The organism is Sphingobium chungangianum (genome assembly GCF_977014255.1).
Window position 1 is genome coordinate 1 of sequence record NZ_CDRNIV010000005.1, and the last position, 25,384, is coordinate 25,384.

The 25,384-nt window shown below is 60.4% G+C and carries 26 protein-coding genes and 1 pseudogene; 14 read left to right on the forward strand and 13 right to left on the reverse strand.

Features of this window, described 5'->3' with window-relative positions; all coding sequences use genetic code 11:
- Positions 1 to 939 (forward strand): hypothetical protein (locus tag ACWNC0_RS05920; RefSeq protein WP_449470289.1); only part of this gene is annotated, 939 nt, incomplete at its 5' end.
- A gap of 163 nt (positions 940 to 1,102) precedes the next feature.
- Here ACWNC0_RS05920 and ACWNC0_RS05925 read toward each other — a convergent pair.
- Complete coding sequence (locus ACWNC0_RS05925) at positions 1,103 to 1,492, reverse strand: hypothetical protein (protein WP_449470290.1); 390 nt, start codon at positions 1,490 to 1,492, stop codon at positions 1,103 to 1,105.
- 581 nt (positions 1,493 to 2,073) lie between these two features.
- Here ACWNC0_RS05925 and ACWNC0_RS05930 point away from each other — a divergent pair.
- The 5 genes from ACWNC0_RS05930 (at position 2,074) to ACWNC0_RS05950 (ending at position 6,200) form a co-directional block, all read left to right on the forward strand.
- Positions 2,074 to 2,397: a single-stranded DNA-binding protein gene (locus ACWNC0_RS05930; RefSeq protein WP_449470292.1), complete on the forward strand. Its 324-nt coding sequence runs from the start codon at positions 2,074 to 2,076 to the stop codon at positions 2,395 to 2,397.
- A 367-nt stretch (positions 2,398 to 2,764) separates the two neighbouring features.
- Positions 2,765 to 3,499, forward strand: coding sequence for a ParA family protein (locus ACWNC0_RS05935; protein WP_449470293.1), 735 nt, complete (start codon positions 2,765 to 2,767; stop codon positions 3,497 to 3,499).
- Positions 3,499 to 4,383 (forward strand): ParB/RepB/Spo0J family partition protein, encoded by an 885-nt coding sequence (locus ACWNC0_RS05940; RefSeq protein WP_449470294.1) that lies wholly within the window; start codon positions 3,499 to 3,501, stop codon positions 4,381 to 4,383. The genes ACWNC0_RS05935 and ACWNC0_RS05940 overlap by 1 nt, the downstream gene beginning before the upstream one ends.
- 163 nt (positions 4,384 to 4,546) lie before the next feature.
- Positions 4,547 to 5,107 carry a hypothetical protein gene (locus tag ACWNC0_RS05945; protein WP_449470296.1) on the forward strand — a complete coding sequence of 187 codons (561 nt, stop codon included), beginning with the start codon at positions 4,547 to 4,549 and terminating at the stop codon, positions 5,105 to 5,107.
- 28 nt (positions 5,108 to 5,135) lie between these two features.
- Positions 5,136 to 6,200: a relaxase/mobilization nuclease domain-containing protein gene (locus tag ACWNC0_RS05950; protein ID WP_449470297.1), complete on the forward strand. Its 1,065-nt coding sequence runs from the start codon at positions 5,136 to 5,138 to the stop codon at positions 6,198 to 6,200.
- Positions 6,201 to 6,482: 282 nt separating this feature from the next.
- Here ACWNC0_RS05950 and ACWNC0_RS05955 read toward each other — a convergent pair.
- Together ACWNC0_RS05955 and ACWNC0_RS05960 are read right to left on the reverse strand one after the other, a co-directional pair.
- Positions 6,483 to 6,864, reverse strand: a pseudogene (locus tag ACWNC0_RS05955) (MBL fold metallo-hydrolase); the annotation flags it as partial.
- A 69-nt stretch (positions 6,865 to 6,933) separates the two neighbouring features.
- Complete coding sequence (locus ACWNC0_RS05960; protein ID WP_449470298.1) at positions 6,934 to 8,688, reverse strand: chloride channel protein; 1,755 nt, start codon at positions 8,686 to 8,688, stop codon at positions 6,934 to 6,936.
- 340 nt (positions 8,689 to 9,028) lie between these two features.
- Here ACWNC0_RS05960 and ACWNC0_RS05965 point away from each other — a divergent pair, with 340 nt between their 5' ends.
- Positions 9,029 to 10,057 (forward strand): DUF4118 domain-containing protein, encoded by a 1,029-nt coding sequence (locus ACWNC0_RS05965; RefSeq protein WP_449470299.1) that lies wholly within the window; start codon positions 9,029 to 9,031, stop codon positions 10,055 to 10,057.
- 173 nt (positions 10,058 to 10,230) lie between these two features.
- Here ACWNC0_RS05965 and ACWNC0_RS05970 read toward each other — a convergent pair whose 3' ends face one another.
- The 3 genes from ACWNC0_RS05970 to ACWNC0_RS05980 all read right to left on the reverse strand — a co-directional run bounded on the left by ACWNC0_RS05970 (position 10,231) and on the right by ACWNC0_RS05980 (position 13,378).
- Positions 10,231 to 11,160 (reverse strand): LysR substrate-binding domain-containing protein, encoded by a 930-nt coding sequence (locus ACWNC0_RS05970; protein WP_449470301.1) that lies wholly within the window; start codon positions 11,158 to 11,160, stop codon positions 10,231 to 10,233.
- Positions 11,161 to 11,197: 37 nt separating this feature from the next.
- Positions 11,198 to 11,890: a winged helix-turn-helix transcriptional regulator gene (locus ACWNC0_RS05975; protein WP_449470302.1), complete on the reverse strand. Its 693-nt coding sequence runs from the start codon at positions 11,888 to 11,890 to the stop codon at positions 11,198 to 11,200.
- Positions 11,891 to 11,962: 72 nt separating this feature from the next.
- The gene (locus ACWNC0_RS05980; RefSeq protein ID WP_449470303.1) at positions 11,963 to 13,378 is read right to left on the reverse strand and encodes a porin; all 1,416 of its coding nucleotides are present in this window, start codon (positions 13,376 to 13,378) and stop codon (positions 11,963 to 11,965) included.
- Between the two features lie 341 nt (positions 13,379 to 13,719).
- Here ACWNC0_RS05980 and pstS point away from each other — a divergent pair, with 341 nt between their 5' ends.
- From pstS to ACWNC0_RS06005, 5 genes are all read left to right on the forward strand, one after another.
- Positions 13,720 to 14,757, forward strand: a complete 1,038-nt coding sequence (gene pstS, locus ACWNC0_RS05985) for a phosphate ABC transporter substrate-binding protein PstS (RefSeq protein WP_449470305.1) — start codon at positions 13,720 to 13,722, stop codon at positions 14,755 to 14,757.
- A 2-nt stretch (positions 14,758 to 14,759) separates the two neighbouring features.
- A complete protein-coding gene (gene pstC / locus ACWNC0_RS05990) occupies positions 14,760 to 15,758 on the forward strand; it encodes a phosphate ABC transporter permease subunit PstC (protein WP_449470306.1) in 999 nt (332 codons plus the stop codon).
- An 8-nt stretch (positions 15,759 to 15,766) separates the two neighbouring features.
- Positions 15,767 to 16,609, forward strand: a complete 843-nt coding sequence (pstA, locus tag ACWNC0_RS05995) for a phosphate ABC transporter permease PstA (RefSeq protein WP_449470307.1) — start codon at positions 15,767 to 15,769, stop codon at positions 16,607 to 16,609.
- A 38-nt stretch (positions 16,610 to 16,647) separates the two neighbouring features.
- Complete coding sequence (locus ACWNC0_RS06000; protein WP_449470520.1) at positions 16,648 to 17,517, forward strand: phosphate ABC transporter ATP-binding protein; 870 nt, start codon at positions 16,648 to 16,650, stop codon at positions 17,515 to 17,517.
- Between the two features lie 376 nt (positions 17,518 to 17,893).
- Positions 17,894 to 18,526 (forward strand): tyrosine-type recombinase/integrase, encoded by a 633-nt coding sequence (locus ACWNC0_RS06005; protein WP_449470308.1) that lies wholly within the window; start codon positions 17,894 to 17,896, stop codon positions 18,524 to 18,526.
- A gap of 269 nt (positions 18,527 to 18,795) precedes the next feature.
- On the opposite strand, the gene ACWNC0_RS06010 is transcribed toward ACWNC0_RS06005, so the two are convergent.
- Genes ACWNC0_RS06010 through ACWNC0_RS06025 form a run of 4 tightly spaced genes read right to left on the reverse strand, consistent with a single transcriptional unit; the run spans position 18,796 to position 20,538 of the window.
- Positions 18,796 to 19,092: a DUF1971 domain-containing protein gene (locus tag ACWNC0_RS06010; protein WP_449470309.1), complete on the reverse strand. Its 297-nt coding sequence runs from the start codon at positions 19,090 to 19,092 to the stop codon at positions 18,796 to 18,798.
- The gene (locus ACWNC0_RS06015) at positions 19,089 to 19,469 is read right to left on the reverse strand and encodes a group III truncated hemoglobin (RefSeq protein WP_449470310.1); all 381 of its coding nucleotides are present in this window, start codon (positions 19,467 to 19,469) and stop codon (positions 19,089 to 19,091) included. The genes ACWNC0_RS06010 and ACWNC0_RS06015 overlap by 4 nt, the downstream gene beginning before the upstream one ends.
- Positions 19,466 to 19,819, reverse strand: coding sequence for a histidine kinase (locus ACWNC0_RS06020; RefSeq protein WP_449470311.1), 354 nt, complete (start codon positions 19,817 to 19,819; stop codon positions 19,466 to 19,468). The genes ACWNC0_RS06015 and ACWNC0_RS06020 overlap by 4 nt, the downstream gene beginning before the upstream one ends.
- A gap of 29 nt (positions 19,820 to 19,848) precedes the next feature.
- Positions 19,849 to 20,538 (reverse strand): alternative oxidase, encoded by a 690-nt coding sequence (locus ACWNC0_RS06025; protein WP_449470313.1) that lies wholly within the window; start codon positions 20,536 to 20,538, stop codon positions 19,849 to 19,851.
- A gap of 114 nt (positions 20,539 to 20,652) precedes the next feature.
- On the opposite strand from ACWNC0_RS06025, the gene ACWNC0_RS06030 reads away from it, so the two are divergent.
- The gene (locus ACWNC0_RS06030; RefSeq protein ID WP_449470315.1) at positions 20,653 to 22,194 is read left to right on the forward strand and encodes a PAS domain S-box protein; all 1,542 of its coding nucleotides are present in this window, start codon (positions 20,653 to 20,655) and stop codon (positions 22,192 to 22,194) included.
- Positions 22,181 to 22,795, forward strand: a complete 615-nt coding sequence (gene fixJ / locus ACWNC0_RS06035; RefSeq protein WP_449470316.1) for a response regulator FixJ — start codon at positions 22,181 to 22,183, stop codon at positions 22,793 to 22,795. Before ACWNC0_RS06030 ends, fixJ begins: the two co-directional genes overlap by 14 nt.
- 360 nt (positions 22,796 to 23,155) lie before the next feature.
- Here fixJ and ACWNC0_RS06040 read toward each other — a convergent pair whose 3' ends face one another.
- From ACWNC0_RS06040 to ACWNC0_RS06050, 3 genes are all read right to left on the reverse strand, one after another.
- On the reverse strand, positions 23,156 to 23,650 hold the full coding sequence (locus ACWNC0_RS06040) for a hypothetical protein (protein ID WP_449470318.1): 495 nt from the start codon (positions 23,648 to 23,650) through the stop codon (positions 23,156 to 23,158).
- Between the two features lie 247 nt (positions 23,651 to 23,897).
- Positions 23,898 to 24,200 (reverse strand): hypothetical protein, encoded by a 303-nt coding sequence (locus ACWNC0_RS06045; RefSeq protein WP_449470319.1) that lies wholly within the window; start codon positions 24,198 to 24,200, stop codon positions 23,898 to 23,900.
- A 419-nt stretch (positions 24,201 to 24,619) separates the two neighbouring features.
- Positions 24,620 to 25,384: an LPD7 domain-containing protein gene (locus ACWNC0_RS06050; RefSeq protein ID WP_449470321.1), complete on the reverse strand. Its 765-nt coding sequence runs from the start codon at positions 25,382 to 25,384 to the stop codon at positions 24,620 to 24,622.

Below are 25,384 nucleotides of genomic sequence, written 5' to 3' on the forward strand. Positions count from 1 at the left end.
GAGCAGATCGGTACCGTCGAGCATCATTTCTCTGACGAGGCGAAAGCATCGGGTCGGATCCTCATGGTGCTGGGCCATCAGGGGCAGATCAACATCAGCCACTATAGCATCAAGGCGCAGCGCGCCGTGGCACATGACACCAACGGCTTGCCTGCGCCTCGTCCGCTCTATGATGCCCGTATGACGGAAGAACTGACCCGGATGCGAACCATGGCTCTCCAAAGCGAGGTTGCCAGCAATCAGCCGCTCGCCTTTGCCGTGCTGCTCGACGCGCTTCTGCCGATCGTGACGGAACGCTTTGCTGCCGAACATGCGGTGGAGCTTCGAGTTGGGACGGACCTTCAGGAGCCATGCCAGCATTTCGATTATAACAGCATGGAAATGGCGTCGGCCTTTGACGGCGTGGCGGATTTGATCGGAGCGGCCCCCAAGCATCCTGCCCATCGTTTCGCGTGGATCATGTCGCTCAGCGAAAAGGACGTGCAGCGCATGCTCGCGGCATGCTCCGGGGCGCTGCTCAACGCCACTCAGAGTAAATATAGCTCCCGTGAACGGCTCGAAAGCGCCAACCGGATCGCACGCGCGGCGAAGCTCGACATGCGCAAACATTGGGAAGGCGGCGTCGAATTTTTCGGCCGGATCAGCAAGAAGGCGCTGCTGTCGGCGCTGACCGAGGCATGTGGTGCGGACACAGCGGAAAATTGCGCGAAGATGAAGCGTGACACTCTGGCCCAAAGCTGTGCGGAGCGCATCCCCGGTCGCGGATGGCTGCCGCCGGTCCTTATTACGCCGGACGAACCCGAAATCGAGGCAGTAGATGCTGCTGTCGAGATCGAGGGGGGCGAAAGCCAAGACGAAACTCGTGACGGCGAAGAGTATGCCGAGGAAAGCCTCAATGCCGCCGATGCCTTGCCGGACATCGCCCTAGCCGCCGAGTGAACCAGCACTGGAGCCGTCCCTGGCGGGGCGGCTCCCCTCCGGTGTTCGCGCTGAAATCTGATCGCCCTGGCCGGCTCGCTCGCGTGCCGCGCAGACCCTTCGGTCCGCACGCCGCTACGCCTCGCAGGACCGATCAGCAAAGAAGTGTCTTGCAGACTGCCCATTATGTCATGCGCACCGGGATTGGGCAAACGATGAGCGGCACCTCCCATTTTTTCGCGGCCTCCACTCCGCCTTGCTTCGTTCCGGCCGCGAAAAAATCGGCTCCTGCGCTCCCCGCTTCGGCGGCAGTGCCGTCGTTGACCCAGACACGAGCCGCATGCGCGGCGCTCCTCAAAAAGGGTCGAGATGAGGAGGCACATATGACCATCAACCATCCCGCCATTTTCACCGCACAGCCCACCTTATCGCGGCTTTCGTCCACGCCGCGACCAGGGCGCTCAGCAGTTTTTATCCGCAACATATCATCCGTGATGAGGACGGCGGTTTCACGGCGATCGGCGAAGGCGATTATGGAGAGCGGATGTCCTGCATCAGAGGCCGGATCGTTCATTCCGTACCTGCGCAAACTGGCCGACAGCTACTGATGCAGCGGGACGGCGGCGACGCTCTCTCGTTTCCGTTTTTCGCGCCGATTGGACCGGCCGGGCATCGAGCCCGGCAAGTCCATGGCCTTTGACTGGCAGGCGCCACACGGCAATTTGTCCGTTCTCTTTGTTCCAGCCTGCGCTCGAGATGCTGGCATTATGCCAGAGCCGGATCTGTGCCCGGTCGGATTGCGTAAGCGCTCATTTCGCATGACTGCCACATTCACATTGGTCGTGACGCGCACCCAGTGTTCCAGATGGTGGTCAGGCGCCGCCGGACAACACCTTGGTCCGCTTCCGCCCCAGCCTTGAGCTACACTGATGCTTTTGAACGATATTCTGTGTCGATCGCCCTTGCTCAACCGCACAATTCCTGTTTGCGATGGGGACATGGTCGCAGGCCGCCTTCTACGATCAAGAAAATAACCGCCCTATAGGGCTACGGTTTCCGCGGGGCGGAGCCTCCGTTTATTTTCTGGATCGCGTCAGCCTTGCTCCCTTCAAGACCCCATCAGGAATTGGCCTGATCGAGCAAGAGGAATGTCCCATGCAGAACATCGCTGAATTTCGCATCATTGGCCGCGTCAACAAGGTTACAGAGCATAACAAGGTGGCGAAGATTTCGGTCGCCGCCAATTACAACCGCCAGGAAGATGGCGAGTGGGTCACCGACACCCACTGGAATGAAGTGACGATCTTCGGCCGACTGATCGAGCGCGCGACCAAGATCGACAAGGGAGACCTGATCCACGTCACCGGGCGAGTTCGGCAGAACTCCTACGACACGACCGACGGCAAACGCTACACGGTTGAACTGATCGCTGACGGTCTGGCGGTCCTCGCAAAGGCCAGCGAAAATCACGACCGGTAAAGGATCGGGGCCGCTTTGGCGGCCCCCAACGGCTTGCCCGGACAAACGAGGCCATCCTTTAAGCCTTTGAATCCTATGCCGCATTCGTTGAGTTATCTTCGCCATGAGCTTATTCTATGCGCCAGTGCGGCTCATCGTCGGCTGATTGCTCGTCCATGGGCGGCGGCGCGACGAGGCCGCGCCGCCGCCGGGCAATCTTGAGGAGGTCGAAGGACATGAGCGGTGTAGCGCAAGCTGGCCTTTTCTTTTTCTTGCTGTACGTCGTCATGTTTCTTGGTGCGGGTAGCAAGAGCAGAGGCCCTCGGATCCGCGATGAGGATGCCGAGACCTGGTGGCATGCCCGCCAGTCATGGTGGAATGACCGCCGATGAAAACGATCGCGGTTAACATCGAGAAGGGCGGCGCGGGCAAGACCACGATCGCCTGCCATCTCGCCTGGCACCTTGCCGATGCTGGGCACCGTGTTCTGGTGCTGGACCTTGACCGGCAGTGCAACGCCTCGACCGCTCTGCGCGATTTCGAGCAGCTTGGCTCGTGCAAGCCGTTGTTTGAGCCGGGTTATGTCGCGCCAGAGGGATTGCAGCGGGCCATATTCTCCAACCGGATGGCTGGAGAATATGATGCCGACTACAGCAAGGCGCTGGCTTGCTTCCGCGCAAATTTCCCGGCGCTGAGGGCGGCCTATGATTATTGCGTGATCGATACGCCGCCAGCGTGGAGCTGGATCAATTTTGCAGCACTGATGGTCTGTGACGATTTGATCGTGCCGGTTGAGCTGGGACCGTTTGGACCCGATTCCACCAAGCAGCTTTCTAATTCCATTCAGACCGTCAATCAGCGCGGTCGCCAAACGCCGATCCGGATCGCGGGATTGGTCGCGAACCGGGTCAAGGCCAATGATCGCAATCAGCAGGCGATGCTGGCTGAACTGAAGGCGAAGATCGGTCGTAACCTGTTTTCCACGCATCTTCCCGACCGCGCCCATTACAGCCAGGCCGTACAGGCCGGTGTCCCGGTCTGGCGGTTCGATAAGGATGTACGATCGTCCCTGCCGCCGATGCAGGCGTTCCTGGACGAGGCATTGCAGAGGATTGGCGCCTGATGGATTTCGGCAACTTCGACATATTCGCTGCCAAGGACGAAGTTGCCCAACAGCAGAGGGTGCTGCTGCTCGAACCGCGGCAGGTCTATCCCGATCCCCATAATGTGCGGCGCGCGATCCGATCGGAAGACATTGACGCACTTGCCGAAACCATCCGAGCCAGAGGGCAGTTGCAGCCCATCATCGTCGCGCCGGCGGATGATGATGGGCGCTACATGATTCAGTTTGGCGAGCGGCGCTGGCGTGCGTGCCTCCAGCTCTGCCAACCCGTCCGCGCCATCATCCGCGAAGTTCTGGATGCTGGCCAGATCAGGATCGATCAGTTCATCGAGAACGACCAGCGCGAACAGCTGTCCGTACAGGACATGATCGCCTTCGTTGCCGATCAGGTAGCGTCGGGCACGAGCGTCGTTGATCTCGCCCGCGCCACAGGTCGGGACCGGGCGCGGCTCTCCCGTCTGCATAGCCTGGCATCGGCACCTGATTACATAGCTGCCCGCCTGGATGATATTCCGGTCCGCGGCGCCATCGCATTGATGAAAGCCGCCGCCAACGATCCCGAAACCGTGATGGCGTTTCTCGATGCCACGCCTCCAGGCTTTGTCACGGTAGCTGGCTGCGAAAGCCTGTCACGCCCTGCGCTCGTGCCGCCTGGTGATCTTGAAGCTGGCACCGTCGCACCGGTACAGCAAATCTCCCAGGACGCCCGCCCCGAGCTCGCAACACCGCAAATGCAGACCGAGCCGAAGCGGTCCGGCCCGGGAGCGGAGTGCCCCGATGGAGCACGCGCTATTGTGGTCGGCGGCAAGAGTGGCCGCCTGGTTGAGGCGCTGATCCACTTCGAGGGCGAAGACCAGCCGCGCCTCGTCCGCTTCGATCGTTAAATCCCAGCTCCCCTTCTTTTCCGCGTCCTTAAGCGTTCCGGCCATGGTAGAGGACTGTGGCCCGCGCCACAGATTCGCATGATTTTATAAGGGGTTGCTTTGATGGCAGGATAGGGGTTAGAGTCGCAGTTGTAACACAGTGGCATCACCGCAAGGGACGAGGATGACAACTGCAAACACATCTCAGGATGGCAAAGCGCACCTCACCATTCGGCTGGACCGGGCCACGCTCGACGCATTCGACGCGCTGGCCGCGGGCAGGGGAGGGCGCAGCGCCCTGCTTCGATCTGTCCTGTCGCAGGTTCTTCGGCAGGCAGGCTATGCGCCACTTGTGCAACCCCAAGCGGAGCGCAGCACCAACCGGGTCACCATCAGCCTGACTGATGCAGAGATGGCGGTGTTGGAAACACGGGCGGCGGATCGCGGAACGGATCGCGCAGGGTGGGTCAAGGCCCTGACCCGCCGCCATCTAGGCCTGAAGGGCAGTATCGACGCGGGTTTTCGTGAGAACCTCGGCCTGGTGCGCAAGCAGTTGCAGCGGATCGGCCGCAATCTCAATCAGGCCACGCGCGCTGGCAATGCGGTAGCGCTGGCCGATAATGGGCTGCAGATTGAGGGCGAGCTTCGACGCATCATCGAGATGCGTCAGGAGGTCAACGACCAGATCGCCGCCCTGGGTGAAGCCCTGCGCGGCGACCTCAGCTATTGGAAGGTGGCTGACTGATGTTGTTCGGCGAGCGCGAGGACGAACTGTGGGGCGTGCTGAAGCCGGTCTTCAAGCCGCGTGTGTTTGGCGATCCCAATCTCAAATATGCCGAGCGCCTGCTGAACCAGAAGGGGTTCGGCAAGGATGTAGGACAGGTGGTGGTGCCCCGTACAGACGCCCGTTCCGTGCTGGCCCGCGTCGTTCGAAAAGCGCCCGAGGTGCTGGTGAAGGTGACGGGCCGCAAAAGGGAGCGGACCATCTTGGTGCTCACCTCGCCTATATTGGACGTAAGGGTGAGATCGCGCTGGAAACCCGCGACGGCGAAGTGCTCACGGATAAAGCGGATGTCCAGCAGCTCGCAGAGGAATGGTCCGAACCCATATATTGGCGCCAGCGCGCGACGGTGTCCGCGGTGTCCATGGTTTTTTCGATGCCGGAGGGCACCGATCCCGAGACGGTCAAGCAGTCGGTGCGCGAAACCGCGGAGCGGATGTTGGGCGACAACCATGATTATCTGATGGCGCTCCACACCGACACGCCGCGTCCGCACGTGCATATGACGGTTGAGGCCGAGGGGATGGACGGCAAGCGGTTCGATCCCCGCCGGGAGGATCTATTCAAATTTCGGGAGGCGTTTGCCGAAGCCCTGCGCAGCCGCGGTGTTGAATGTGAAGCGACGCCACGGTGGACACGAGGGCAGGGGAGGGCTGGCACCAGCATGGCGCTTGCGCAAATGCGGGAGAAAATCCGGCGTGGTGTGTCGAGGCAGCCGACCGAAGCCGACTTGCGACAGGCTCGGGAAGCCCTGGCTATCGCTACCGGCAAGGCAACACCGCCGCCATTTGTTGCTCAGGCAAAGCAGCGTTGGGCCAGCATCAGAGAACAATATGAAGGGGCTGCCGCCCGCCTGGATGGTTCGGAAGATCGCCGCGACAAGGATCTTGCGCGGGAGCTTCGATCGTTCCTGAAAGATCGACCATCCATTGAAACCGTGCCTGATCGTGCGTTGAAGGATGCGGTCGAGCGAGTGCGCATTGCTGCTGATCGAAAGCGTGACGAGGAAATGCCATCTCGGCCTGCAACTAACTTACCCCCTGACCGAAGCCGATGACATCGGGCGGTTCCGAGGCTGCGATCTTTTCATGCCGGTCAGGTTTTCGGCAGGCAGGGGGACCTTCTGCTCGGTCCGCTTCGGAGCAGCCAACTGGCAATAACTGTCATTCCCAGGCTGACGCTCAATTTCTCCAACGCGCCAAAATTGGTCATTCGAGCGGCTGAGCGCTTCCCCGAAACCGGACACTCTAATCCCATCGTACCGGATCGCGATAAGTATAAGCCGCAGTCAAACCGTCTTCGCCTTCACCGGGATTTTGAGATAGCGAACGCCATTGCTTTAGGCTTCATGAAAATGACCCGCGCGTATATTGACCTGGATCGAGGGCAACAGCAGCCGAAGCACTGGCAGTGTCGCATCACGGGCTTCGCGCATCGCGATAAAACTGTCTTCATCCACGCCATCACGGATATGGATGCTTGTCCGCCGCTCTCCGCCTACGGTCGTTTCCCAACGATAGTCATCGCAGCCCGGAGCCTTATAGTCGTGACACAGAAACAAGCGGGTTTCATCAACTAGGCTCAGCAGCCGTCGGAGGGAGCGTTAGAAGGCGAGCATCGCCGCTAGGGAAATAGGCTCGCGACATGCCATAATCCGGCATGAACAACGTGTCGCCGGAGCAAGTGGCGATGTCGGCAGGCGCGTTCCCCAAGAGATGTATGACTGTGAAGCGCATCATGTCGACCACCCAAATTGCCGCCATTCCGACCGATCGGCCGAAATCTCAATCTCAGCCCTCACCAAACAGCGCCCGTTGCGACGACTCGATTTCCTCAAAATATCTGCGTCTGGCGTGCTTTTCGGTTAGTAGACCTAACATTCGGCCAGAATCATCAACTATCGCCAGTTCGTCGGCCTCCCATCGGTCGAACAGTGGCAGGATGGTCTGGATATTGGCATCTGAACGGAGCGTCGCGTCGCGCAGCGTCGCAAGCTCGGCCACTAGCGCATCCCTCTCGAGCTCTGGCGCATATACTGCCGGCGTCGATACAATCCCGCGATAATGGCCGATCGCATCGGTGATGACAGCCTTACTCGTCGACCCTAGCGGCACTCTTTTTCGAAACTCGGCCACGGTGCAATTCTCGTCCAGCGATACCCAGTCCCGGCGCATCATGCGCGCGGCCGTCAGATTTAGCACCCAGCCGATGTCGCGCGGACTGCGAATGCTTGATCCACGGAGATGAAGCCGCCACGTCGAGAAGGAATAGCCAAACATCTCTCTTGTCACGGCGCTCGACAGCAAGGAAGCGGTCAGCACGACAGCCATCAGTCCGAAATCATGGGTTGTTTCCAGCATCAGCAGGGCCAAGGTCATCGGTCCGCCGACGATCGATACGCTCAGACCCGCCATGCCGACAAGGGCCGCATCTACAGGGTTGAGCGAGAGTCCGGTTCCTGACGCGTTGACAATGCCAGCGAAAATCTGCCCCGCCAAAGCCCCCAGGAACAGCGAGGCGAAGAACAGACCGCCCCGGAAGCCGAAGCTCAGGGAAATCACAGATGCGGCGATTTTGAGGCTCAATATAAGCAGCAGGAGTCCGACGGCAGGCTTTAGGATGAGGTCGAGGTGCAATGCCCCATGCCCCGCCGACAGGGTTTGAGGAGACGCCAGAGCGAGAGGCATCAGCAGCAGTCCGCCGATCAGCGGCTTCCATCGCCCCAGCCTAACCCAGCCTTGGACCCGCACCTCTGCGAAAGTGACGAGCCGCATGATCATGATGCCCAACAAGGCGCATAATATGCCCAGCAGGGCAAACAGCAGATAATCCTCTGTAGTAATAACCCTGTTGGCAGTCGTTGCGATCAGCCAAGGTTCCACGCCCAGCGCTCGCGACACAGAAGCACCCGCCAGAGCGGCCGCGATGACGGGCGCAATTGCCGAGGGAGTATAATGGCCGATCACGATCTCGAAAGCGTAGAAGGCACCAGTCAGCGGAGCGCCGAAAGCCGCCCCGATCGCTGCGCCAGCACCTGCCCCGACTAACGTACGCAGATCGTTACGCCGCAGTTTCAGCCACTGCCCCAGCAGCGAAGCGACGCCGCCGCCCATCTGGGCGAAGGCCGCCTCCAGCCCCACTGAAGCGCCCATTCCGTTGGAGATCACGGTTTGTGTTGCGATAACAAGATTGTCGGTCGCTGGAATACGTCCTCCATGGAGGGCATTCGCCTCGACGACGTCAATCGGCTCCCGCTTGCGTCCCTTCAGCAGGAGCGCGAAAGACATCAACATCATTCCGCCCAGCGGAAGCGCCAGCAAGCGCAAGGGATGATGAATCGTTTCCAGCGCGCTCAACCGGTTGATCCTCACTCCGTAAAATATGTGCTGTAAAGCGTGCGCCAGCCCTTGCTGCACATTGGTCATCAGTCCCGCCGCGGCCCCGGCTGCGGCGGCGAGCAGGATGAAAGCTGCCTCGCTTTCACGAAGGCGCAGCCTCTGCCTGATCACGAATGACTTGATAAGCGCTTTCCAGTTTCGCCGCATTGTTCCCAAAACGCCCTACAGCAGTTGTCATTCAAGACGATGAAGGAACTGCGCGCAAGCGTTCCTTGGCGCAAGGCTGGAAAGCGGGAGATTGCAGCTTGTCGCGACGCATGGCGCTGACAGCAGCCCACAGCCCGCCGGATCGGTTGGGCAGAAACATGATGTGTAGGCAGTCACTCAATTACGTTCCCGTTGCGGCATGTGGTCCATTTGGCGCGGTGGAGCTGACCAATCACGGCTTCAGCCAACCCGGTCCTCACCGTCTTGCATTCTGGCAGGAGCTGGAGCATGGCGATGGCGCAAGGGAAAATAAGATAAGGTCGACCTTATGCCTCGGCTGATGCGGGGATTCCCGTTTTCCCGCTTTCTCATTGCTCTTCTGCTGGTTCTCGCCAGCTTTGGTTTCCGGCTGTGGCTCGGGCAATGGGATCCGCCCAATCGGTTCACCTTTTCCAGCTTTTACATGGCCGTCGTAATCTCCAGCTATTTTCTGGGCGTTGCTGAAGCCATTTTCGCCTGCATTCTGTCCGCAGGAATCGCCTATTGGGCCTTCGTTCCCCCGGTCTTTTCCGGAAATGGCGGCTTGGTAGAGCTGATCAGTATGGCCTTCTTCTTCCTGACTTCGGCAGTCGACATTTATGTCATCACGGCGATGAAACGTGCGGTCGTAATGTACAAGGCCGAGCGCCAGAGGTTCGAGATATTGGCAGAAGGCCATGCGGCGCTCTTTCATGATTATAATGAACGAACCGCAAATTATCTGAATCTGTTGTCCGTCATCCTTGAAAGCAGCACCAAAGGGACAGCCAGTCCCGACATGACGCTGATCGACGAGGCGTCGCGCCATGCCTTCACCCTGTCGTCACTGCATCGCAGTCAGTTGGATGCCGAGGGCGTGGAAAGCGATTTCCTGCATTTTGCAAAGCAGCTGCTGGAAAACATGGCGCGGGCTGCCGGTGCGTCCGGGGCCACCATCCGGACGGCGGGGGATAATCTGCCCATTCCGTCCGATCGTGCCGCGCTTATGGCAATCATCATGGCGGAATGGGTGCATCATGCGCTGCCCAGTTTCCAAGGCGCGGCCCATGCCGAATTCGACCTCAATTTCCGACTATGGGATGGAAAATTGCACCTGGGTCTGCGGATCAAGGAATGTCGGGATGGCGCCGCAGCCCTTCCGCGCACCATTCCAACGATGAAGATCGTGGATGCCATCGCCGGTCATCTGGGTGGGAGGTGCTACGTCTCCTTTTTGGGCGACGACTTGTCCTATGAACTGATTGCGCCGATGCAGGCGCTACCGTCCGCGGCCGTGGCGGGTCCGTCTACGCATATCGTAGCGGTAGCGCCGACGATGACGGTCAATTAGGGCCGATCGACATTCAGTTCTGGCGGCCTGCAAATGGCGGCTCTCCGCGCTGCCGGTGCTCACGTACTTTGAGTACGCTGCGTTGAAGCGAGGCGCGTGACTCGCTTCAAGGGTCACGGAAAACCACCATTTTCGGCTCGCCATCTCCTGAATGTCGATCGGCCCTAGCTTATTCAGCGCCGGGGCAGGACGCGCATGGTCATTTCGGCGCTGGTCTTGAGCGCTCGGCTGAGCCAGGCGGTCAGCTTTTCGATGCGGGAATTGTTCGCGCCGCACCAGCTGAGATACAGTCGATCGGCGGTCGTGACGGTGTCGCGCAGGGGCGCCACAAGCAACCCTTTGCGCAAATGCTCCTCGACATTGAAAATATGCCCTAACGCGACACCATGGCCCCGCACTGCGGCATCCAGCGTGACATTGGCATCGTCGAACATGAGATGATGGTGTATTCGCGCCCGCTTTTGCCCGGCCGCCTCAAACCACAGGGACCAGGGCCAGCGCTTCTCCGCCAGCAGAGGCAGTTCGGTCAGGTCCCGCGCGGTTTGGATACCCTGCCGCTTATGGAAGTCGGGGCTGCACACCGGAAACAGAATGATGTCGGCGACCAGTTCCGATTGCCATCCGGGCAGCGCAACGGGTTCGCGGCCAAGGCAGATGTCGGAACCGCTGGTGTCCGCATGGTCAGCGGGCGCAGTCTGAATCTCGATGGTCAGACCCGCAATATCCCTGGAAAGTGCATTGATGCGCGGCGCAAACCAGAAGCGGCCCAAATCGGACGGCATCGCAACGACTGCCCGCGACGGCGCCGGACGTTCGATGATGTCGCCCAAGGACCGGTAAATGGTACTGCGGGCTTCCGAATAGGCCTCCGCCATGCGGATCGCGACTTCGGACGGTTCCATTGCCTGGCCATTGCGTTCGAACAGCTTCAGGCCGAATTCCGTTTCCAGCCGCTTGATCGATTGGCTGATAGCCGCATGGGATATCTGCAATTCCCTGGCCGCCGCGCTGTAACTGCCATTCCGTACGGCCGCTTCCACCGCCCGCAGGGAAGTGAAGGGCGGGTGGCGCGCAAGAGAGGGAGGGGCGGGCGGTTCCGACATGACGCCACCAGCACCTATTTGAATTCCCCAACCGGGTCTAGCCCAGGGCCATGCCATAATAGGGCAACCGGTAGCCGCGACCATGTATCGTTTCGACAGGGTTAGGCAGGCCGCCCAACTTCGCGTTGTTGCGTAGCCGCTTGATATAAACATCGACGGATCGCACCTGGACCGGTCGCTTTTTTGCGATCGTCTGCCGGATTTCCTCCCGGCTGTGGATGATGTCGGGCGCCCGGATCAGCAATGTCATGATCGCGGCGATTTGCGGATTGATATTGATCGACCCGCCAAAGCCGCTGAGCCGCATGGTTTCGACGTTCAGCGAAAAGCCGCCATGGGACAGAAGCGCCTCGTGCCGTTTGCACGCGATTAGCAAGGTGACGGCAATCTCGCCGAGGCAGTAGCCGCTGGACGTGCAGGGCAGCACATCGTCGAACAGCGGTTGAAACCATCGTTCGCCCGCATTTTCGCTATCGGCCTCGTCGACCGTGAAAATCAGGGCGTGGGGATCTGACAAGAGGCGGCGCAGCAATTCGCAATAGCTGCGCCTGCTCCATTGTGCAGGCAAATTGCCCAGCACGATGCAATTGGGCTGGTCGTGGGCGATGACGCCGACCGCTTCGTCCGCCGATGCCGTGCCGTTGGCGAGAAAGCCGCGCGACTGCATTACGGTCACCGTCTCGCGAAGCCGATGTTCGACGGTATCGATTACCAGGACCTTGTCTTGCACCGACAGGGGTTCTCCTCTCCTGCTGCGGGTTGGTACCGGCAACCGTTTTCCCGGCTGCCGGTATCCTTTCGCTTAGAAACGGAACTGGCCGAAGATGCCGATTTCGTCGTAAGTTCCCTTGCCGACGCACGTCTCGGACGCTGCCAGCGCGCACCCGATGAAGCCGCTCTGCAGGCTGCCGGTCTGGAACGCGCCGTTGCGCGCCTGCTCATGCTTGTACACAAGCGCCAGATCGACGATCTTTGCCGGGCTCCACTGAAGGCCGAGATTGTAATAGTCGTCCTTCAGACCGTAATCGCTGACCTCGGCGGGCTTGACTGAGTCATAGCGGCCAAAGACGCTCCATTTGGGCATGAAGCCCAGCGAGGCAAAGGCCGAATAGCCGTCCGACTTGTCCTTGGGCGCCGAATCCAGCTGGGGCTTTGTCGAATTGAACACCTTCCCTTCGGCATAGAAATATTCACCGCCGACGGTGAAGGGCATCTTGTCGATCTTGCCCTTGTAAGCGAGAAGCGCATTGAAGCGGTTGTAGTTACGCAGCGACGGCGCCGGGGTGCCCACAGGCTGCTGTACATCCACGCCCAGTTCGCCGGTATAACCGCCCACCGCTGCCTCAAAGCCCTTATATTTGGCCGAAATGCGGCCTTCAAGGTCCACGGTCTTGGTAAACTGCGGGTTGCGGTAGCCGCCGCCGTCGACAGCCGAGATCTGATAGCTGATGAGGCCGCCGGCAAGATCGCCCATCACATGGACGCCCCAGTCGGCCGAGGTGCCGAATTTGGTGCGGTCGCTGACCGTCTGTTCGATATGGCGATAGCCGTAAACGCCCTCCGCATAGGGGATCCAGGGCATGTCAGCCGAACCGGCGCGGATGACGAGGGCAGGGCTGACCTTCGCCTGCAGATAGGCTTTCTTGATATAGAGCGACATGCCCACGCCGCTGATCGCGCTGACATCGGTGGTCAGGTTGGCCGAGAAAGTGTCGTTGAACTTGTGATCGACACCCAGATAAAAGCGCTTGATCGCGAAGCCGCCGCCATTGTCGGCATTGCCGTCCTTCACGCCATTGGCTTTATGGGTGATGTGGCTGGCGTTGAAATACATCCGGCCGCTGACCTGCGTATCCTTCGCCCAAGCGAGTACCTTGCTAAGATCGCCTTCGTCCTTGCTGCTCTTCTGCGCGGCTTCCTGCGCGGCGGCGGCGGAGGCCTGGGCCTGTTCGGCGCTCGTCTTAACCGCAGTGATCGCGGCGCTGTTTTCGGTCTGCGCCTGCTGGACGGTAGCCGCGGTCTGGGTTTGTGCGGCTTCCTGTGCATCCAGACGCGACTTGAGTGCCTGGACTTCCGCCCTCAGTTCCCGGATTTCTTCAGATTCCGAAGAGGCGGCTTTTGCGGCGTGGTGCTTTACGGTGCGCGCCTGCGCGGGCATGGCGACGCCGACCAGTGCACCTGCCGCCACAGTGGCTGCCAGAATGCTTGAATATTTCATGTCTAACCCCTTTTCGCAGCCGCACATGCGGCCCGGCGCGGCTGTTAGAAAATGTTTATGACACTTTGATGTATTTCAGGCGCATTGCCGCCATCGGAACGTTTCAGATAAGTATTTGAAAAAACGGCATTTAAATGCAAAGTCTTGACCGTCCTTGCCATCGCCACAGAGAAAAAGCAATTTTAAGTAATGGGTTGTGCCGACGTCTTCCATAAAGCTGCTAGTCGCGAAGGGGTGAAAGAGGGAGGTGATATCGGTCAATGTGAGGCGGTCACAAGAGTGTAACAGAATATTACTAGCGGGCTCCTGCCAGGCGTTCATGCCGGCGATCGGAGATTCCCATGTTCAAAAAACTTACAATCGCGATGGGTGCGGCAGTCCTGGCGACGGGACTGGCCGCTGCAGCGGATCTGGCGGGGGCAGGCGCTACTTTTCCGGCGCCGGTCTACGCCAAATGGGCGGAAGCCTATAAGGCCGCCACGAACAACCAGCTGAACTATCAGGCCATCGGATCGGGCGGCGGCATCAAGCAGATCAAGGCCAAGACCGTCGATTTCGGCGCGTCGGACAAGCCGCTGAAGCCAGAAGAGCTGAACAGCGCGGGCCTCTACCAGTTCCCCACCGTCATCGGCGGCGTCGTGCCCGTCACCAACATTCCGGGGCTGCATTCCGGCCAGTTGCGCCTGACCGGTGCGCTGCTGGGCGACATTTTCCTGGGCAACATCAAGAATTGGAACGATCAGCGCATCCACGCCGCCAATCCGCGCGTGAGGCTGCCCAACCTGCCGATCACGGTCGTTCATCGTTCGGACGGTTCGGGCACTTCCTTCCTCTTCACCACTTATCTGTCGATGAAGAACCCGACCTGGGCCAAGCAGGTCGGCGGCAGCGATTCGGTCGAATGGCCGACCGGTCTGGGCGGCAAGGGCAATGACGGCGTATCGGCTTTCGTGAAGCAGACCGTGGGCGCCATCGGCTATGTCGAATATGCCTATGCCAAGCAGAACAAGATGCCCTACGTCCTGATCCAGAATAAGGGCGGCCAGTATCCGGCCCCGAACGCAGCCGCCTTTGGTTCGGCTGCGGCCAGCGCGCCCTGGGCGAAGGCGCCGGGCAACTATGTCCTGTTGCTCGACCAGCCGGGCGCTAAGACCTGGCCGATCAGCGGCGCGACCTTCATCCTGCTCTACAAAGATCAGCAGAATGCCCAAACCGGCAAAAGCGTGCTGAGCTTCTTCGACTGGGCCTATAAGAATGGCGACGCCGCCGCCAACGCGCTGGACTATGTGCCGCTGCCGGCGGGCGTCAAGGCGCTGGTGCGCAAGCAGTGGGCCGCCAACATCACCTCGGGCGGCAAGCCCATCTATGTGAGCCAGTAATAATGCTCGATGTGAGCGAAACGACGGGCGGGGGCATCATGCCTCCGCCCACTGTTCATCAGGGAGGACCGGTCGCCATTCCGCATGCGAAGGGCGCCTGGTTCGATCCGGTCTTCGAGGGACTGTGCTTCGGGGCGGCGACATTGCTGCTCGCCAGCCTTGGCGGCCTGGTGATTTCGCTCGCCATCGGCGGCTGGCCGGCGCTGTCGCATTTCGGCCTGAATTTCTTCACATCGACCACCTGGAATCCGGTGGAGGACGTCTATGGCGCGGCAGGGCCGATCGTCGGCACGATCCTGACCGCCTTCGTGGCGCTGGCCATCGCCCTGCCGCTCGCCATCGGCATTGCCGTCTATCTCGTCGAATTCTGCCCTCGCATCCTGGCCCGGCCGGTGGCCATCGCGGTCGAGTTGCTCGCGGGCATCCCCTCCATCGTCTACGGCATGTGGGGCCTGTTCGTCTTCGCGCCGCTGTTCGCCAAATATGTCCAGATGCCGCTCGTCATGCACGCGGCGCCGGGATCGCTGGCGGAAAAGCTGTTCGCGGGCATCCCCAACGGCGCCAATATCGTGACCGCCTCGATCATACTGGCGATCATGATCCTGCCCTATATGGCGACCGTGCTGCGCGAATTGCTGCTGACCGTGCCGCCGCAAGTGCGTGAAGCCGCCTATGGCCTGGGTTGCACCCCCTTCGAAGTGGTGACTTCCGTCATCGTGCCCTATGTCCGGCGCGAGCTGGTGGGCGTCGTGATGCTGGGTCTGGGCCGCGCACTGGGCGAAACCATGGCCGTCACGTTCGTGATCGGCAATGCCCATGGTTTCCCGAAATCGCTGTTCGCATCCGGATCGACACTCGCCTCCACCATCGCCAATGAATTCACCGAAGCGACGGGGGAATTGCACACGTCCGCGTTGATTGCGCTGGGTCTCGTCCTGTTCATGATAACCTTTTCGGTGCTGGCGCTCGCACGCGCGCTGCTCAGCACGAAGAAAGTCTGAGGTCCGCGATGCAATTCCACGACCTGCGCCGCAAGATGGCCAACCGGCTGTTCACTGTTGCGTGCTTCGGCGCAACTGCGCTCGCGCTGATGGCGCTGGTTTTCATTCTCTGGTCGCTGGTGATCCAGGGGTTCGGCGCTCTCGACCTTCATGTTTTTACCCAAAGCACACCCGCGCCAGGATCGCAGGGTGGTCTGCTCAACGCCATCGTCGGATCGCTGATGATGTGCACGTTGGCGATGATTATCGCGCTCGTCGTCGGCATATTGGCGGGCACATGGCTCGCCGAATATGGCGGCCATACGCCTTATGGCGCGGTGGTCCGCTTCATGAACGATGTGCTTCTGTCCGCGCCGTCGATCCTGGTGGGCCTCTTCATCTACGAATTGCTGGTACGGCCCTTTCATGGCTTTTCGGGCTATGCGGGAGCGGTTGCGCTTGCCTTTCTGGCGACGCCCATCGTGACACGCACGACAGAGGACATATTGAACCTCCAGCCCCATGCCTTGCGCGAGGCGGGCATTGCGCTCGGCACGCCGCAATGGCGGGTCATCCGCCATATCCTGTGGCGGACAGCGACAGCGGGCCTGGTGACAGGTGGCCTGCTGGGTTTTGCCCGGATCAGTGGTGAGACGGCGCCGCTGCTGTTCACCGCCCTCAACAACCAGTTCTTCAGCCTCAGCATGGGGCATCCCACCGCCAGTCTGCCCGCCGTCATATTCCAGTATGCGCTCAGCGCCTATGATGACTGGCGCAGGCTCGCCTGGGCAGGGTCGCTCATCATTGCCGTCGTCGTTCTGTCCATCAGCATCATCGGGCGCTTCATGACCCGGGAGAAGTTCAAGCCATGACCACCGCCTCCGTCGATGCCGACGCCCTTGAATGCATCATGCAGGAACCGCCTTCGACCTCGCTGGTCATGGAGGCGCGCAACCTCAACTTCTTCTACGGGAAGCATCAGACGCTCTTCTCGGTCAACCTGCCCGTCCAGCGCAACGCGATCACCGCGCTGATCGGCCCTTCAGGTTGCGGCAAGTCGACCCTGCTGCGCGTGCTCAACCGTATTTATGCCCTTTATCCGGGCCAGCATTGCACCGGGCGCGTGGTTCTCAATGGCGAGGATGTGCTGCACGAACAGAAGCGCCTGCGCTGGTTGCGCAAACGCGTGTCGCTGGCGGTGGAGACGCAGACCGGCCCCGATCCTATCGAGCACGACCAGGCTTTGCGGGCCGGCACCGACCTTGCCCGGCTGCGCGCACGGGTGGGCATGGTGTTCCAGAAACCGACGCCCTTCCCGATGTCGATCTATGACAATATCGCTTTTGGCGTGCGTATCTATCACCGTAAGACCAAGGCGGAGATGGACGTTATCGTGGAGAAGGCGCTCCGCCGCGCCGCCCTGTGGGACGAGGTGAAGGACAAGCTGCACAGCCCCGGCCTTGGCCTGTCGGGCGGTCAGCAGCAGCGGCTTTGCGTCGCGCGCGGCATTGCGGTCGAGCCGGAGATCCTGCTGCTGGACGAACCCGCATCGGCGCTCGATCCAGTGTCGACTGCCAAGCTGGAAGCGACGCTGCTGGAACTGAAGAAGGAATTCACGATCGTCATCGTGACCCACAATCTTCAGCAGGCGGCGCGTATCGCCGACTATACAGGTTTTATGTATCTTGGCCGAATGGTGGAGTTCGGCCCAACCAATGGTCTTTTCATGAATCCGCAGTTGGCGCAGACCCGCGATTATGTGACGGGCCGTTTCGGTTGATTGTTCGTTTAGCGTTTGGGATTGTCGGCTCGGCTGCCGGGAGCGGCATTCCCGCATGGGCCGAGTGAGCTTAGATCGACCTCAAGGCGGCGGATCGGGCGGCATCTTTACTGACTTTCTTGCTCGTAACTGGACGTTTCGCGATCGGCCAGCTCCGACTTTGAAAATGAGGAAGCGGACCGACCGGACCCGGGCTTCAGAAACCGGTGACTGATCGGCGACAAAGGGTCGCCGTCAGAGGCGATCTATAAGGAAGTTAGGTGAGTTCATCGGATTTCCCTAACTTTGATGCACATTGCGGCGGACCCTGGATATGCCGCATCCTGCTTGGTTGGACGTTCATCTCCTTGGCCATCATGGCCACTGGAGATGTGTCATGGGATTATCAGAATTTGATCCCGCCGCTCGCGAGCGGGTGTCATGGAACGCGGGACGCAAAGTCGGCGCAAAGCGCGCGCTCAAGCCCCGCCAGATCTGGGCGATCCGCTTCTTTCTTGATCAGCATGGACGGACCCGGGATCGTGCGCTCTTTGATCTCGCGATCGACAGCAAACTTCGCGGCTGTGACCTGGTGAAGATCAAGATCAGCGATATTGTTTGTGACCGGAAAATCCGGACACGAGCGATCGTCGTCCAGCAAAAAACCGGGCGGCCCGTTCAGTTCGAGCTGATGGACGATGCTCGCGCCAGCCTGCTCCGGTGGTTGGAGCTGCGGGGCGGCTCCCTGGAGGACTATGCCTTCCCGAGTCGCACCGATCACGCGACCCATATGAGCACCCGCCAGTATGCCCGCCTAGTGGATGAGTGGGTCACAGGCATCGGCTTGCCAAGCGAGGATTATGGCACGCACTCGCTAAGGAGGACGAAGGCGTCGATCATCTACAAAGCCACCGGGAATCTGCGCGCGGTCCAGATCCTGCTTGGGCATACGAAGATCGAAAGCACCGTCAGATATCTCGGAGTCGATGTAGAGGACGCCCTGACCCTGGCGGAAGGCACGGAAATCTGAATTCGGCTGGCTCCTCGCGTCGGCGAGGAGCCAGAACCAACGGCGTGTCCGCCACGCGGCACTTTATGCCGTCCAATTGCCATTTCCCTTCGCGCGGAAGCGGTCATTCAATTCAAGGTCCGGGTTGGGACTTTTGCAGTCGTTCCCCAGCGTGCCCCAATAGGGCAAATCAGCCGAGGCCTAGTTCAGGATTTCGAACCCGCCTGAAGGGCATGCCTCATATAAGCCTGCGGCCTCGTCGAACCAGAGAAAGATTGGCTGCGTTTAAATCAGGAATTCGGTCTGTAAAATTCGACATGGAAGTGCACGGCCCCCATCGGTTCGACGTGGTGTAAGATGGTGGGTTCCACCACGCCAGGAGGCGTCCCGCTGGACAATATAAGTTCCGACGGGGTCCTGCGTGGATCAGTCACGCTATAGCGCAGCTCGCCTTCCTCCACACGGATCAGACCCCAGGTGCCTTCCTTTGTCTGATGATCGTTCAGCAAACCTGCCGGTATGGTTTCCTCGGTAAAGGTCGGCGTGCGCTTATAAGACGTGACCCCCTCAGGAAGGTGATCGATCATGCTTCATTCCTTTCGCGGTAGAATTGGACGCCAAGTTGCAGGCTTTCCGCGATCCGATCCGCCTTCTGCTGGAAAGCCGTTGCAGCGGCGGGTGAGAGCAGCTCGCCGCTGACCTCCCGCCACAGCGCCAGCCATCGGGCGAAGTTGTCGGCGGTCATGTGCTGGGCGTGCCGAACATGCGCGACCATCGGTTGCCCCTTGTATCGCCCCGTCGTCAGCATGACCGAGGACCAGAAGTCCTGAAGCTTGCCGAGATGATGGGGCCAATCATCTATCGCGCCATTGAAAATCGGTCCCTGGACAGGATCTTGCCGGACCCGATCATAAAAGGCCGGGACGAGGCGCGCGATATCTTCTTCCGTGATTTCAGTCGTCATGACGCTGCCTTCTGGCTTTGCAGGATCAGGTTCAGGGTTCGCATGAGTTCGTCCTCCAGCAGTGGCTTTTCAATGAGAATGGCGTTCAGCTCTGCCGTCGAAGCGCGAAGCGCACGGGTCGGATTTGTCGCCAGCAGGATGGCCGGGGTGGCGCATTTCCGCCGGAGGTCGGCAAGTCGTTCGAGCGCCTGCGTGCAATCCCGGTCCACCACAAGCGCAGCGGCAGCGGCCGGATCGGATAGTTCCGACCCCGCCGCCGCCTTGATCCCCACCACTGACAGGCCGAATTCAATCGAGGAGAGGAGCGCCGCATCATCGATGAACAGCAGGACCGGATTGTCGCTGGTCATTTTCGCTCTCCTCTCCCGTTCAGGCTGGATCAGGCCGCCTTCTTCCAGATGGGCTCCAGTGGGACGTGGGGCGGGCATTGGGCGATCGCGCCGACGGGCAGGCCGCCAAGCTCATTGGCAAAGCCATGGTTGACGTCGCGGTGATGCGCCTCGTCCGCCCGGACAACCAGCACCACGTCGCGGAGCGTCGCGCCGTCCGGCAAATTCCAATAGCGCTTGGCGATTTCCGGCGCGGGCACATTGGGGCTGCGGCCTTCGTCGATTTCGGCCAGATAGTGGGTGTAGCTGATCACCGCCTCTTCTTCGAAATAGCCCACGACACGGTGGGCCGTCTTGGCGCTCACCAGATAGAGGGCGAAGAAGAACAGGTAGAAGACCCACTGCACGCCCATGATCACTGCGCGCTCGAACCAGGTCGGCTTCGAAATTTCGATGAAGGTCATGAGGTGCATGCGCTCATTTTCCGCTTCGTCCATGAGCGTCTTGATCCACCCCTTGTCATCGCAGATGCGCCGCAGGCATGCGAGATGGGTGATAGTCGCACCGACCATGCCGGGGACCGCCGCCACCGTTTCCAGAACCACGGCGCGATGGCCGTAGCGGGCGGCGAAGAAGGTGTCCGCGCACCAGCGCAGCGTCTTGGTAAAGCCAAAGGCGACCCGGTCCGACAGCCCTTCGGGCTTGTGATGGACGGCAAGATCGATGAACGGTGCGGTCATGAAATTATCTCCAGATGCGAGCCTGTTTGCTATGACGCTCATCTATGCCGCTGAACGACGAGGAGAAATTCGGATGTTGTCCCTACCGCAAGTCCCCTAAGGGCTTTACCGGAGGTGGAAGCGAAGGCACCGACCGATGAGGAGGATGTGAACAAAGCGGCATTTCCTTTCCGGCACATGAGCCTGCCCGCCCCGCCATTCCTGGTGACGCTGACGCTTGCCGCCATCGCTGTGGCGATCGGCGCGGGGGTGCGCATTGCCTTCGCCGCGGAGCTTGGCCAGCGTGCCACCTATATCTTCTTCGTTCCGGCCGTGGTGGTGGCGAGCGCCTTGTCAGGTCTGCGCGGCGGGATCGTCGCCTGTATCGCCGGTGCCGCAGCGGGGCTGCTGTGCGACCGGGCGATTGCTCCTCTAGAAGCCGGAAGCCTCATCGCGGCGGCGGCGTTCGTGATCATCGGCCTTGCCGTGGCGCTTGGCGGCGAATGGTTCCAGCGGGCGCGGGCAGAGGCCGAACGTGGGACGGCGGCGCTGGCGCGGCGGGAGGCGCATCTGCGTTCGTTGCTCGACACCGTGCCGGACGCCATCATCGTGATCGACGAAGGCGGGTTGATACGGGATTTCAGCCCGGCAGCGGAACGGATGTTCGGGTGGAGCATGGAGGAGGTACGCGGACGCAACGTCAGCATTCTGATGCCTGACCCCTATCGGTCTGCCCACGACGACTATCTGGCCCGCTATTACAAGACGGACGAGAAGCGGATCATCGGCAAAGGCCGGGTGGTGGTGGGGCAGCGCAGGGACGGGTCGACCTTTCCCCTCGAACTGGCTGTCGGAGAGATGCGGGTGGGCGGCCACCGGCATTTCACCGGCTTCATCCGCGATCTTACCGAGCGGCAGCAGGCTGAGGCCCGGCTTCAGGAATTGCAGAACGAGCTGGTTCATGTGTCCCGGCTGACCGCGCTTGGCGAAATGGCGTCTGCATTGGCGCATGAATTGAACCAGCCCCTTTCTGCGATCGCTAATTACCTTAAAGGCAGCCGCATGCTGCTGACGCGCGAAGAGGTGCCGCTGGATCGCGTGGGCGAAGCGCTGGAACGGGCAGGGGCGGAAGCGCTGCGGGCGGGCGACATCATCCGCCGCCTGCGGGACTTTGTCGCGCGCGGGGAGACAGAGCGGTCGGTCGAAAGCCTGCCCAAGATGGTTGAGGAAGCCAGCGCCCTCGCCCTGGTGGGAGCCAAGGAACATGGCATCCGGGTGCAGTATGCGTTCAGTCCCGAGGTCGATCTGGTCCTGGCGGACAAGGTCCAGATTCAGCAGGTGGTGCTGAACCTCATCCGCAATGCGGTCGATGCGATGACCGATATTACCCTGCCCCGTCGCGAATTGCTGATCGGGATTGAGCCCGCAGGCGACAATATGGCGCAGGTTACGGTGGCGGACACAGGCCCCGGGATCGATCCCGAGGTAGCCGACCGCCTGTTTCAGCCTTTCATAACGACCAAGCGAACCGGCATGGGCGTCGGCCTTTCCATTTCGCGCACCATTGTCGAGGCACATGGCGGGCGGATCTGGGCGGAACCGCGGGAGGGCGGCGGCGCGCTGTTTTGCGTCACCCTGCCGCGCGTGAGTGAGGAGGATCTGTATGACGGTGAGTGAAGCGATCGTTTACGTCATCGACGATGATGACGGGGCGCGTCATTCGCTGGAGTTCCTGCTCGACTGCGCGGGGATACGGGTGCGCTCCTTTTCGTCCGCCGACGCCTTCCTCGCCTCGTCACCGCCGCTGTCGGGCGCCTGCATCGTCACGGACGTCCGGATGCCCGGCCGCAACGGCATCGAACTGGTGGAGGAGCTAAGGCGGCGGGGCGCAAATGTGCCGGTCATCGTCATCACCGGCCATGCCGATGTACCGCTCGCCATACAGGCGATGCACGCAGGAGTGGCTGACTTCATAGAAAAGCCTTTCGATGATGAAGTCATGCTGTCGTCGATCCGCAAGGCGCTTGCCCGGCAGGCCGGGGACGATCAGGCGCAGGCGGAGAAGCGGTCGATTCTCGACCGCATCGCCAGCCTCAGCCCCCGCGAGCTGGAGGTGATGGACGGCCTGGTTGCGGGGCACGCCAACAAGGCGATCGCCTTCGAGCTCGAGATCAGCGCCAGGACGGTCGAGGTCTATCGGGCCAATGTGATGATGAAGATGCAGGCGAAGACCCTATCGCAACTCGTTCGCATGGTGACGCTGGCGAGACTGCCCTGAAGGGGGGCGGACGCAATCGACACCCACTGCGTCCTGAACGATGTCCCGAAACACAGTACAATGGCTGCTCTTCCCGTCCTTCATCTGAAACCAATCAGTCTGCAATTGGCCCAGGTTGGAGGTGCGTGGATCGGATAGCTGCCCTTCCGGACCCGGGGATCGAAAATTGGCGCCTGAACGGCGACAAAGGGTCGGAAAAAGCGAAAAGTTTGCGATCGGCGGCCCATGTACGTCGGCAAAATCTAAGGCGAACAAAAAAATGTCCCGGCGGTTATCTTGGAAGGACCACCGGAGGATAAACGGCGACGCAAGAAGGTACTGCTATCTCACCCACGAACTGCGATGCGTCGCAATCTATTTCTATGTATCTAATAACCGTGGGCTAATCACATCCAGCCAACCCGTAATCGCTTTTGGGGGCGCGTGCCCCTCACCGCGGCGACAATCAAAAGTGACCTCACCAGCTATCTCTACGCGGCAGACCGTGAACGCCAAATCTGCGGTTCGGCTGTTGTCGGTGAGAAGTGAGGCATCGGCATGTTTCAGCGCTTCAGCGATTGCCTTTTGCGTGCGGGGAAAACGGCTTCTCAGCTTGGCTTCATCGACGGCGTGACCATGCTCGGCGACGCGAGTTTGAACGCGAAGAATTGAGAGATTTTCGCTGGTCAGGCCGACAAAGATGAGAAGGACGAAATAGCCGGCTGCTTGCATATCCTTGATAAGTGATATTTTGGAATCGACGGTTCCATCTGCGGCGACATGCCAATGTGAAAAGACCGTTTCCATAGCGAACGGTACATTCGCATTCATTGCATGACCGACAAAGGCTTGGACGCCTTGCTGGGCGACACGCATCCAGCTTTCTCCGAATCGCGGAGCGAGATTGCCCATTCAGGCAGTATGCCGTCGGAGTTGGCTTCCGGCAGGATGGAAAGCATCATCCGGTCGGCATTAACGAGCGGAATTCGTAGCACGTCTGCAAGGCTGCGCCGCCAAAGCGTCGACTTGCCGGACCCATTATGGCCAGCAAGCACGATCGCAAGGGGCTTCTGAGTGGCTTCCTGCGCTTCCCGAATTTCCTGGAGCGCCTCAACAGGGGAAGTTAAGCGATCGCGTGGAATATGCCGTCTACCAATTGACCACGTTCAGTCTTGCCATCGAGAGTCCTGATAACGACATCGGGATTCTCACTATCAAGCGAAAATAGCGGCACGCCCTTTTTGGCGCGAATGACAACACCTGGTTTAGAAAGACGCCGCGCGGCACGGGCCAGTGCTGCAGTGCTTTGAGCGATGTTAGCCTTGATCAGATCGCGCTGCGGTGCGGGCGCAGTGATGACAACGTCACCAAACTTCACCCTGCGTGCGCGCGCTTGGCGCCGGACTTTAACCGTCGTCGTTGTCATGACCCTATCAATCCAAACCTCTTACAGCAGACCCCGCTAAGATAGCGAACTGCCTGCGCTTAGGCTAGGGCTGGGAATAACGATTTTCGAGGCCCGAGGGCAGGAAAAAATCGAACATATCGCGCCCCTGAGGGCTTGCGCGAGATCCCATTGCGGAGCGGGGAGGGCACGGGCGAAATTTTTGAGTATCCTGCCTTGGCGTGCGTACAAATTGTCCTGGATACGTTTTGTAAGGATGTTGCGGATCAGGCCACCCTCGATGCTCTGTCGGACATACCGGAACGCGGATCGGTAGGTTTTACCCGTTCTACAAACTTGATGACGGGGCCTCGGAAGCAATTGTGCAACAAGCTGTTGCACCACCTGCCCCCTACGCCCCATCCTCATGTGAGACTGGTGGTTCACCTTTGTTCGCTCAATCAACGGCTCGGCGAACGATTGCGCTGAAGGATATGGTTCTGCTCCATCGAGCGAAGGCGCTCATTCTGTTGCTGCAGCACCTGCACCCCAGCAATCCGCTCCCCGCGTTCGATCCGTGCCGCAACCTCTTCCTTGCGCCGGTCAACGAACCCGCGTTGCCGGCCCTCATCTTGCGGAAATCTGCCTGCCGCGATGACCAGGGCATGGGCAACATGGCTTTGCGCGCGTCGAAGCGCGGGATCCTTGGCGTTTTCCGCGTGCGATTGCCGACGAAACCGTTCGGCCAGGTCGAGCCGCTGATCCGGCTTTTCTTTGCTATCCCGCACCTGGCTTCCGGTTCGCTGCGACGGCGGCTTCCGCGCATCAGCCGCCTGAGGGCTGATGACCACCGTTCCAGCCTGCCGCGCAATATCCCGCGCGGCGGCCGCCCGCGTTTTGGCGTCCGGCTTGTAGCCCTCGATCTCCAGCCCCTGCGCCGCGGCGGCCAGATAGGCCGCCCGCTTGAAATCCGCGTCGCCATTGATCTTGATGGAGGTCCATCCATTGGCCTTGGCAAGACGGACCAGATCGGGGAGGGCCGAGGAATCGCGGGCCTTTATCCGATCCGGCGTCACGGTTGCGATCGGATTTCGGTCATGCGCGCTCCGGTAGAGCTTGTCGCCCACCCGCAGAAACCGACTCTCCAGTTCCTGCGGCATCTCCATTTCCCGGCGTTTGACGGAAACGGGCTTTTGGTTCTGGGCGGTCGTTGGGTCATCAGCCAT

Excerpts from the sequence above, each read along its gene's own strand:
- ACWNC0_RS05925 (WP_449470290.1), bottom strand. The coding sequence starts at position 1,492 with ATGAACGATCCGGCCTCTGATGCAGGACATCCGCTCTCCATAATCGCC.
- ACWNC0_RS05930 (WP_449470292.1), top strand. The coding sequence starts at position 2,074 with ATGCAGAACATCGCTGAATTTCGCATCATTGGCCGCGTCAACAAGGTT.
- ACWNC0_RS05935 (WP_449470293.1), top strand. The coding sequence starts at position 2,765 with ATGAAAACGATCGCGGTTAACATCGAGAAGGGCGGCGCGGGCAAGACC.
- ACWNC0_RS05940 (WP_449470294.1), top strand. The coding sequence starts at position 3,499 with ATGGATTTCGGCAACTTCGACATATTCGCTGCCAAGGACGAAGTTGCC.
- ACWNC0_RS05945 (WP_449470296.1), top strand. The coding sequence starts at position 4,547 with ATGACAACTGCAAACACATCTCAGGATGGCAAAGCGCACCTCACCATT.
- ACWNC0_RS05960 (WP_449470298.1), bottom strand. The coding sequence starts at position 8,688 with ATGCGGCGAAACTGGAAAGCGCTTATCAAGTCATTCGTGATCAGGCAG.
- ACWNC0_RS05965 (WP_449470299.1), top strand. The coding sequence starts at position 9,029 with ATGCGGGGATTCCCGTTTTCCCGCTTTCTCATTGCTCTTCTGCTGGTT.
- ACWNC0_RS05970 (WP_449470301.1), bottom strand. The coding sequence starts at position 11,160 with ATGTCGGAACCGCCCGCCCCTCCCTCTCTTGCGCGCCACCCGCCCTTC.
- ACWNC0_RS05980 (WP_449470303.1), bottom strand. The coding sequence starts at position 13,378 with ATGAAATATTCAAGCATTCTGGCAGCCACTGTGGCGGCAGGTGCACTG.
- pstS (WP_449470305.1), top strand. The coding sequence starts at position 13,720 with ATGTTCAAAAAACTTACAATCGCGATGGGTGCGGCAGTCCTGGCGACG.
- pstC (WP_449470306.1), top strand. The coding sequence starts at position 14,760 with ATGCTCGATGTGAGCGAAACGACGGGCGGGGGCATCATGCCTCCGCCC.
- pstA (WP_449470307.1), top strand. The coding sequence starts at position 15,767 with ATGCAATTCCACGACCTGCGCCGCAAGATGGCCAACCGGCTGTTCACT.
- ACWNC0_RS06000 (WP_449470520.1), top strand. The coding sequence starts at position 16,648 with ATGCAGGAACCGCCTTCGACCTCGCTGGTCATGGAGGCGCGCAACCTC.
- ACWNC0_RS06005 (WP_449470308.1), top strand. The coding sequence starts at position 17,894 with ATGGGATTATCAGAATTTGATCCCGCCGCTCGCGAGCGGGTGTCATGG.
- ACWNC0_RS06010 (WP_449470309.1), bottom strand. The coding sequence starts at position 19,092 with ATGATCGATCACCTTCCTGAGGGGGTCACGTCTTATAAGCGCACGCCG.
- ACWNC0_RS06015 (WP_449470310.1), bottom strand. The coding sequence starts at position 19,469 with ATGACGACTGAAATCACGGAAGAAGATATCGCGCGCCTCGTCCCGGCC.
- ACWNC0_RS06020 (WP_449470311.1), bottom strand. The coding sequence starts at position 19,819 with ATGACCAGCGACAATCCGGTCCTGCTGTTCATCGATGATGCGGCGCTC.
- ACWNC0_RS06025 (WP_449470313.1), bottom strand. The coding sequence starts at position 20,538 with ATGACCGCACCGTTCATCGATCTTGCCGTCCATCACAAGCCCGAAGGG.
- fixJ (WP_449470316.1), top strand. The coding sequence starts at position 22,181 with ATGACGGTGAGTGAAGCGATCGTTTACGTCATCGACGATGATGACGGG.
- ACWNC0_RS06040 (WP_449470318.1), bottom strand. The coding sequence starts at position 23,650 with ATGCGTGTCGCCCAGCAAGGCGTCCAAGCCTTTGTCGGTCATGCAATG.
- ACWNC0_RS06045 (WP_449470319.1), bottom strand. The coding sequence starts at position 24,200 with ATGACAACGACGACGGTTAAAGTCCGGCGCCAAGCGCGCGCACGCAGG.
- ACWNC0_RS06050 (WP_449470321.1), bottom strand. The coding sequence starts at position 25,384 with ATGGCTGATGACCCAACGACCGCCCAGAACCAAAAGCCCGTTTCCGTC.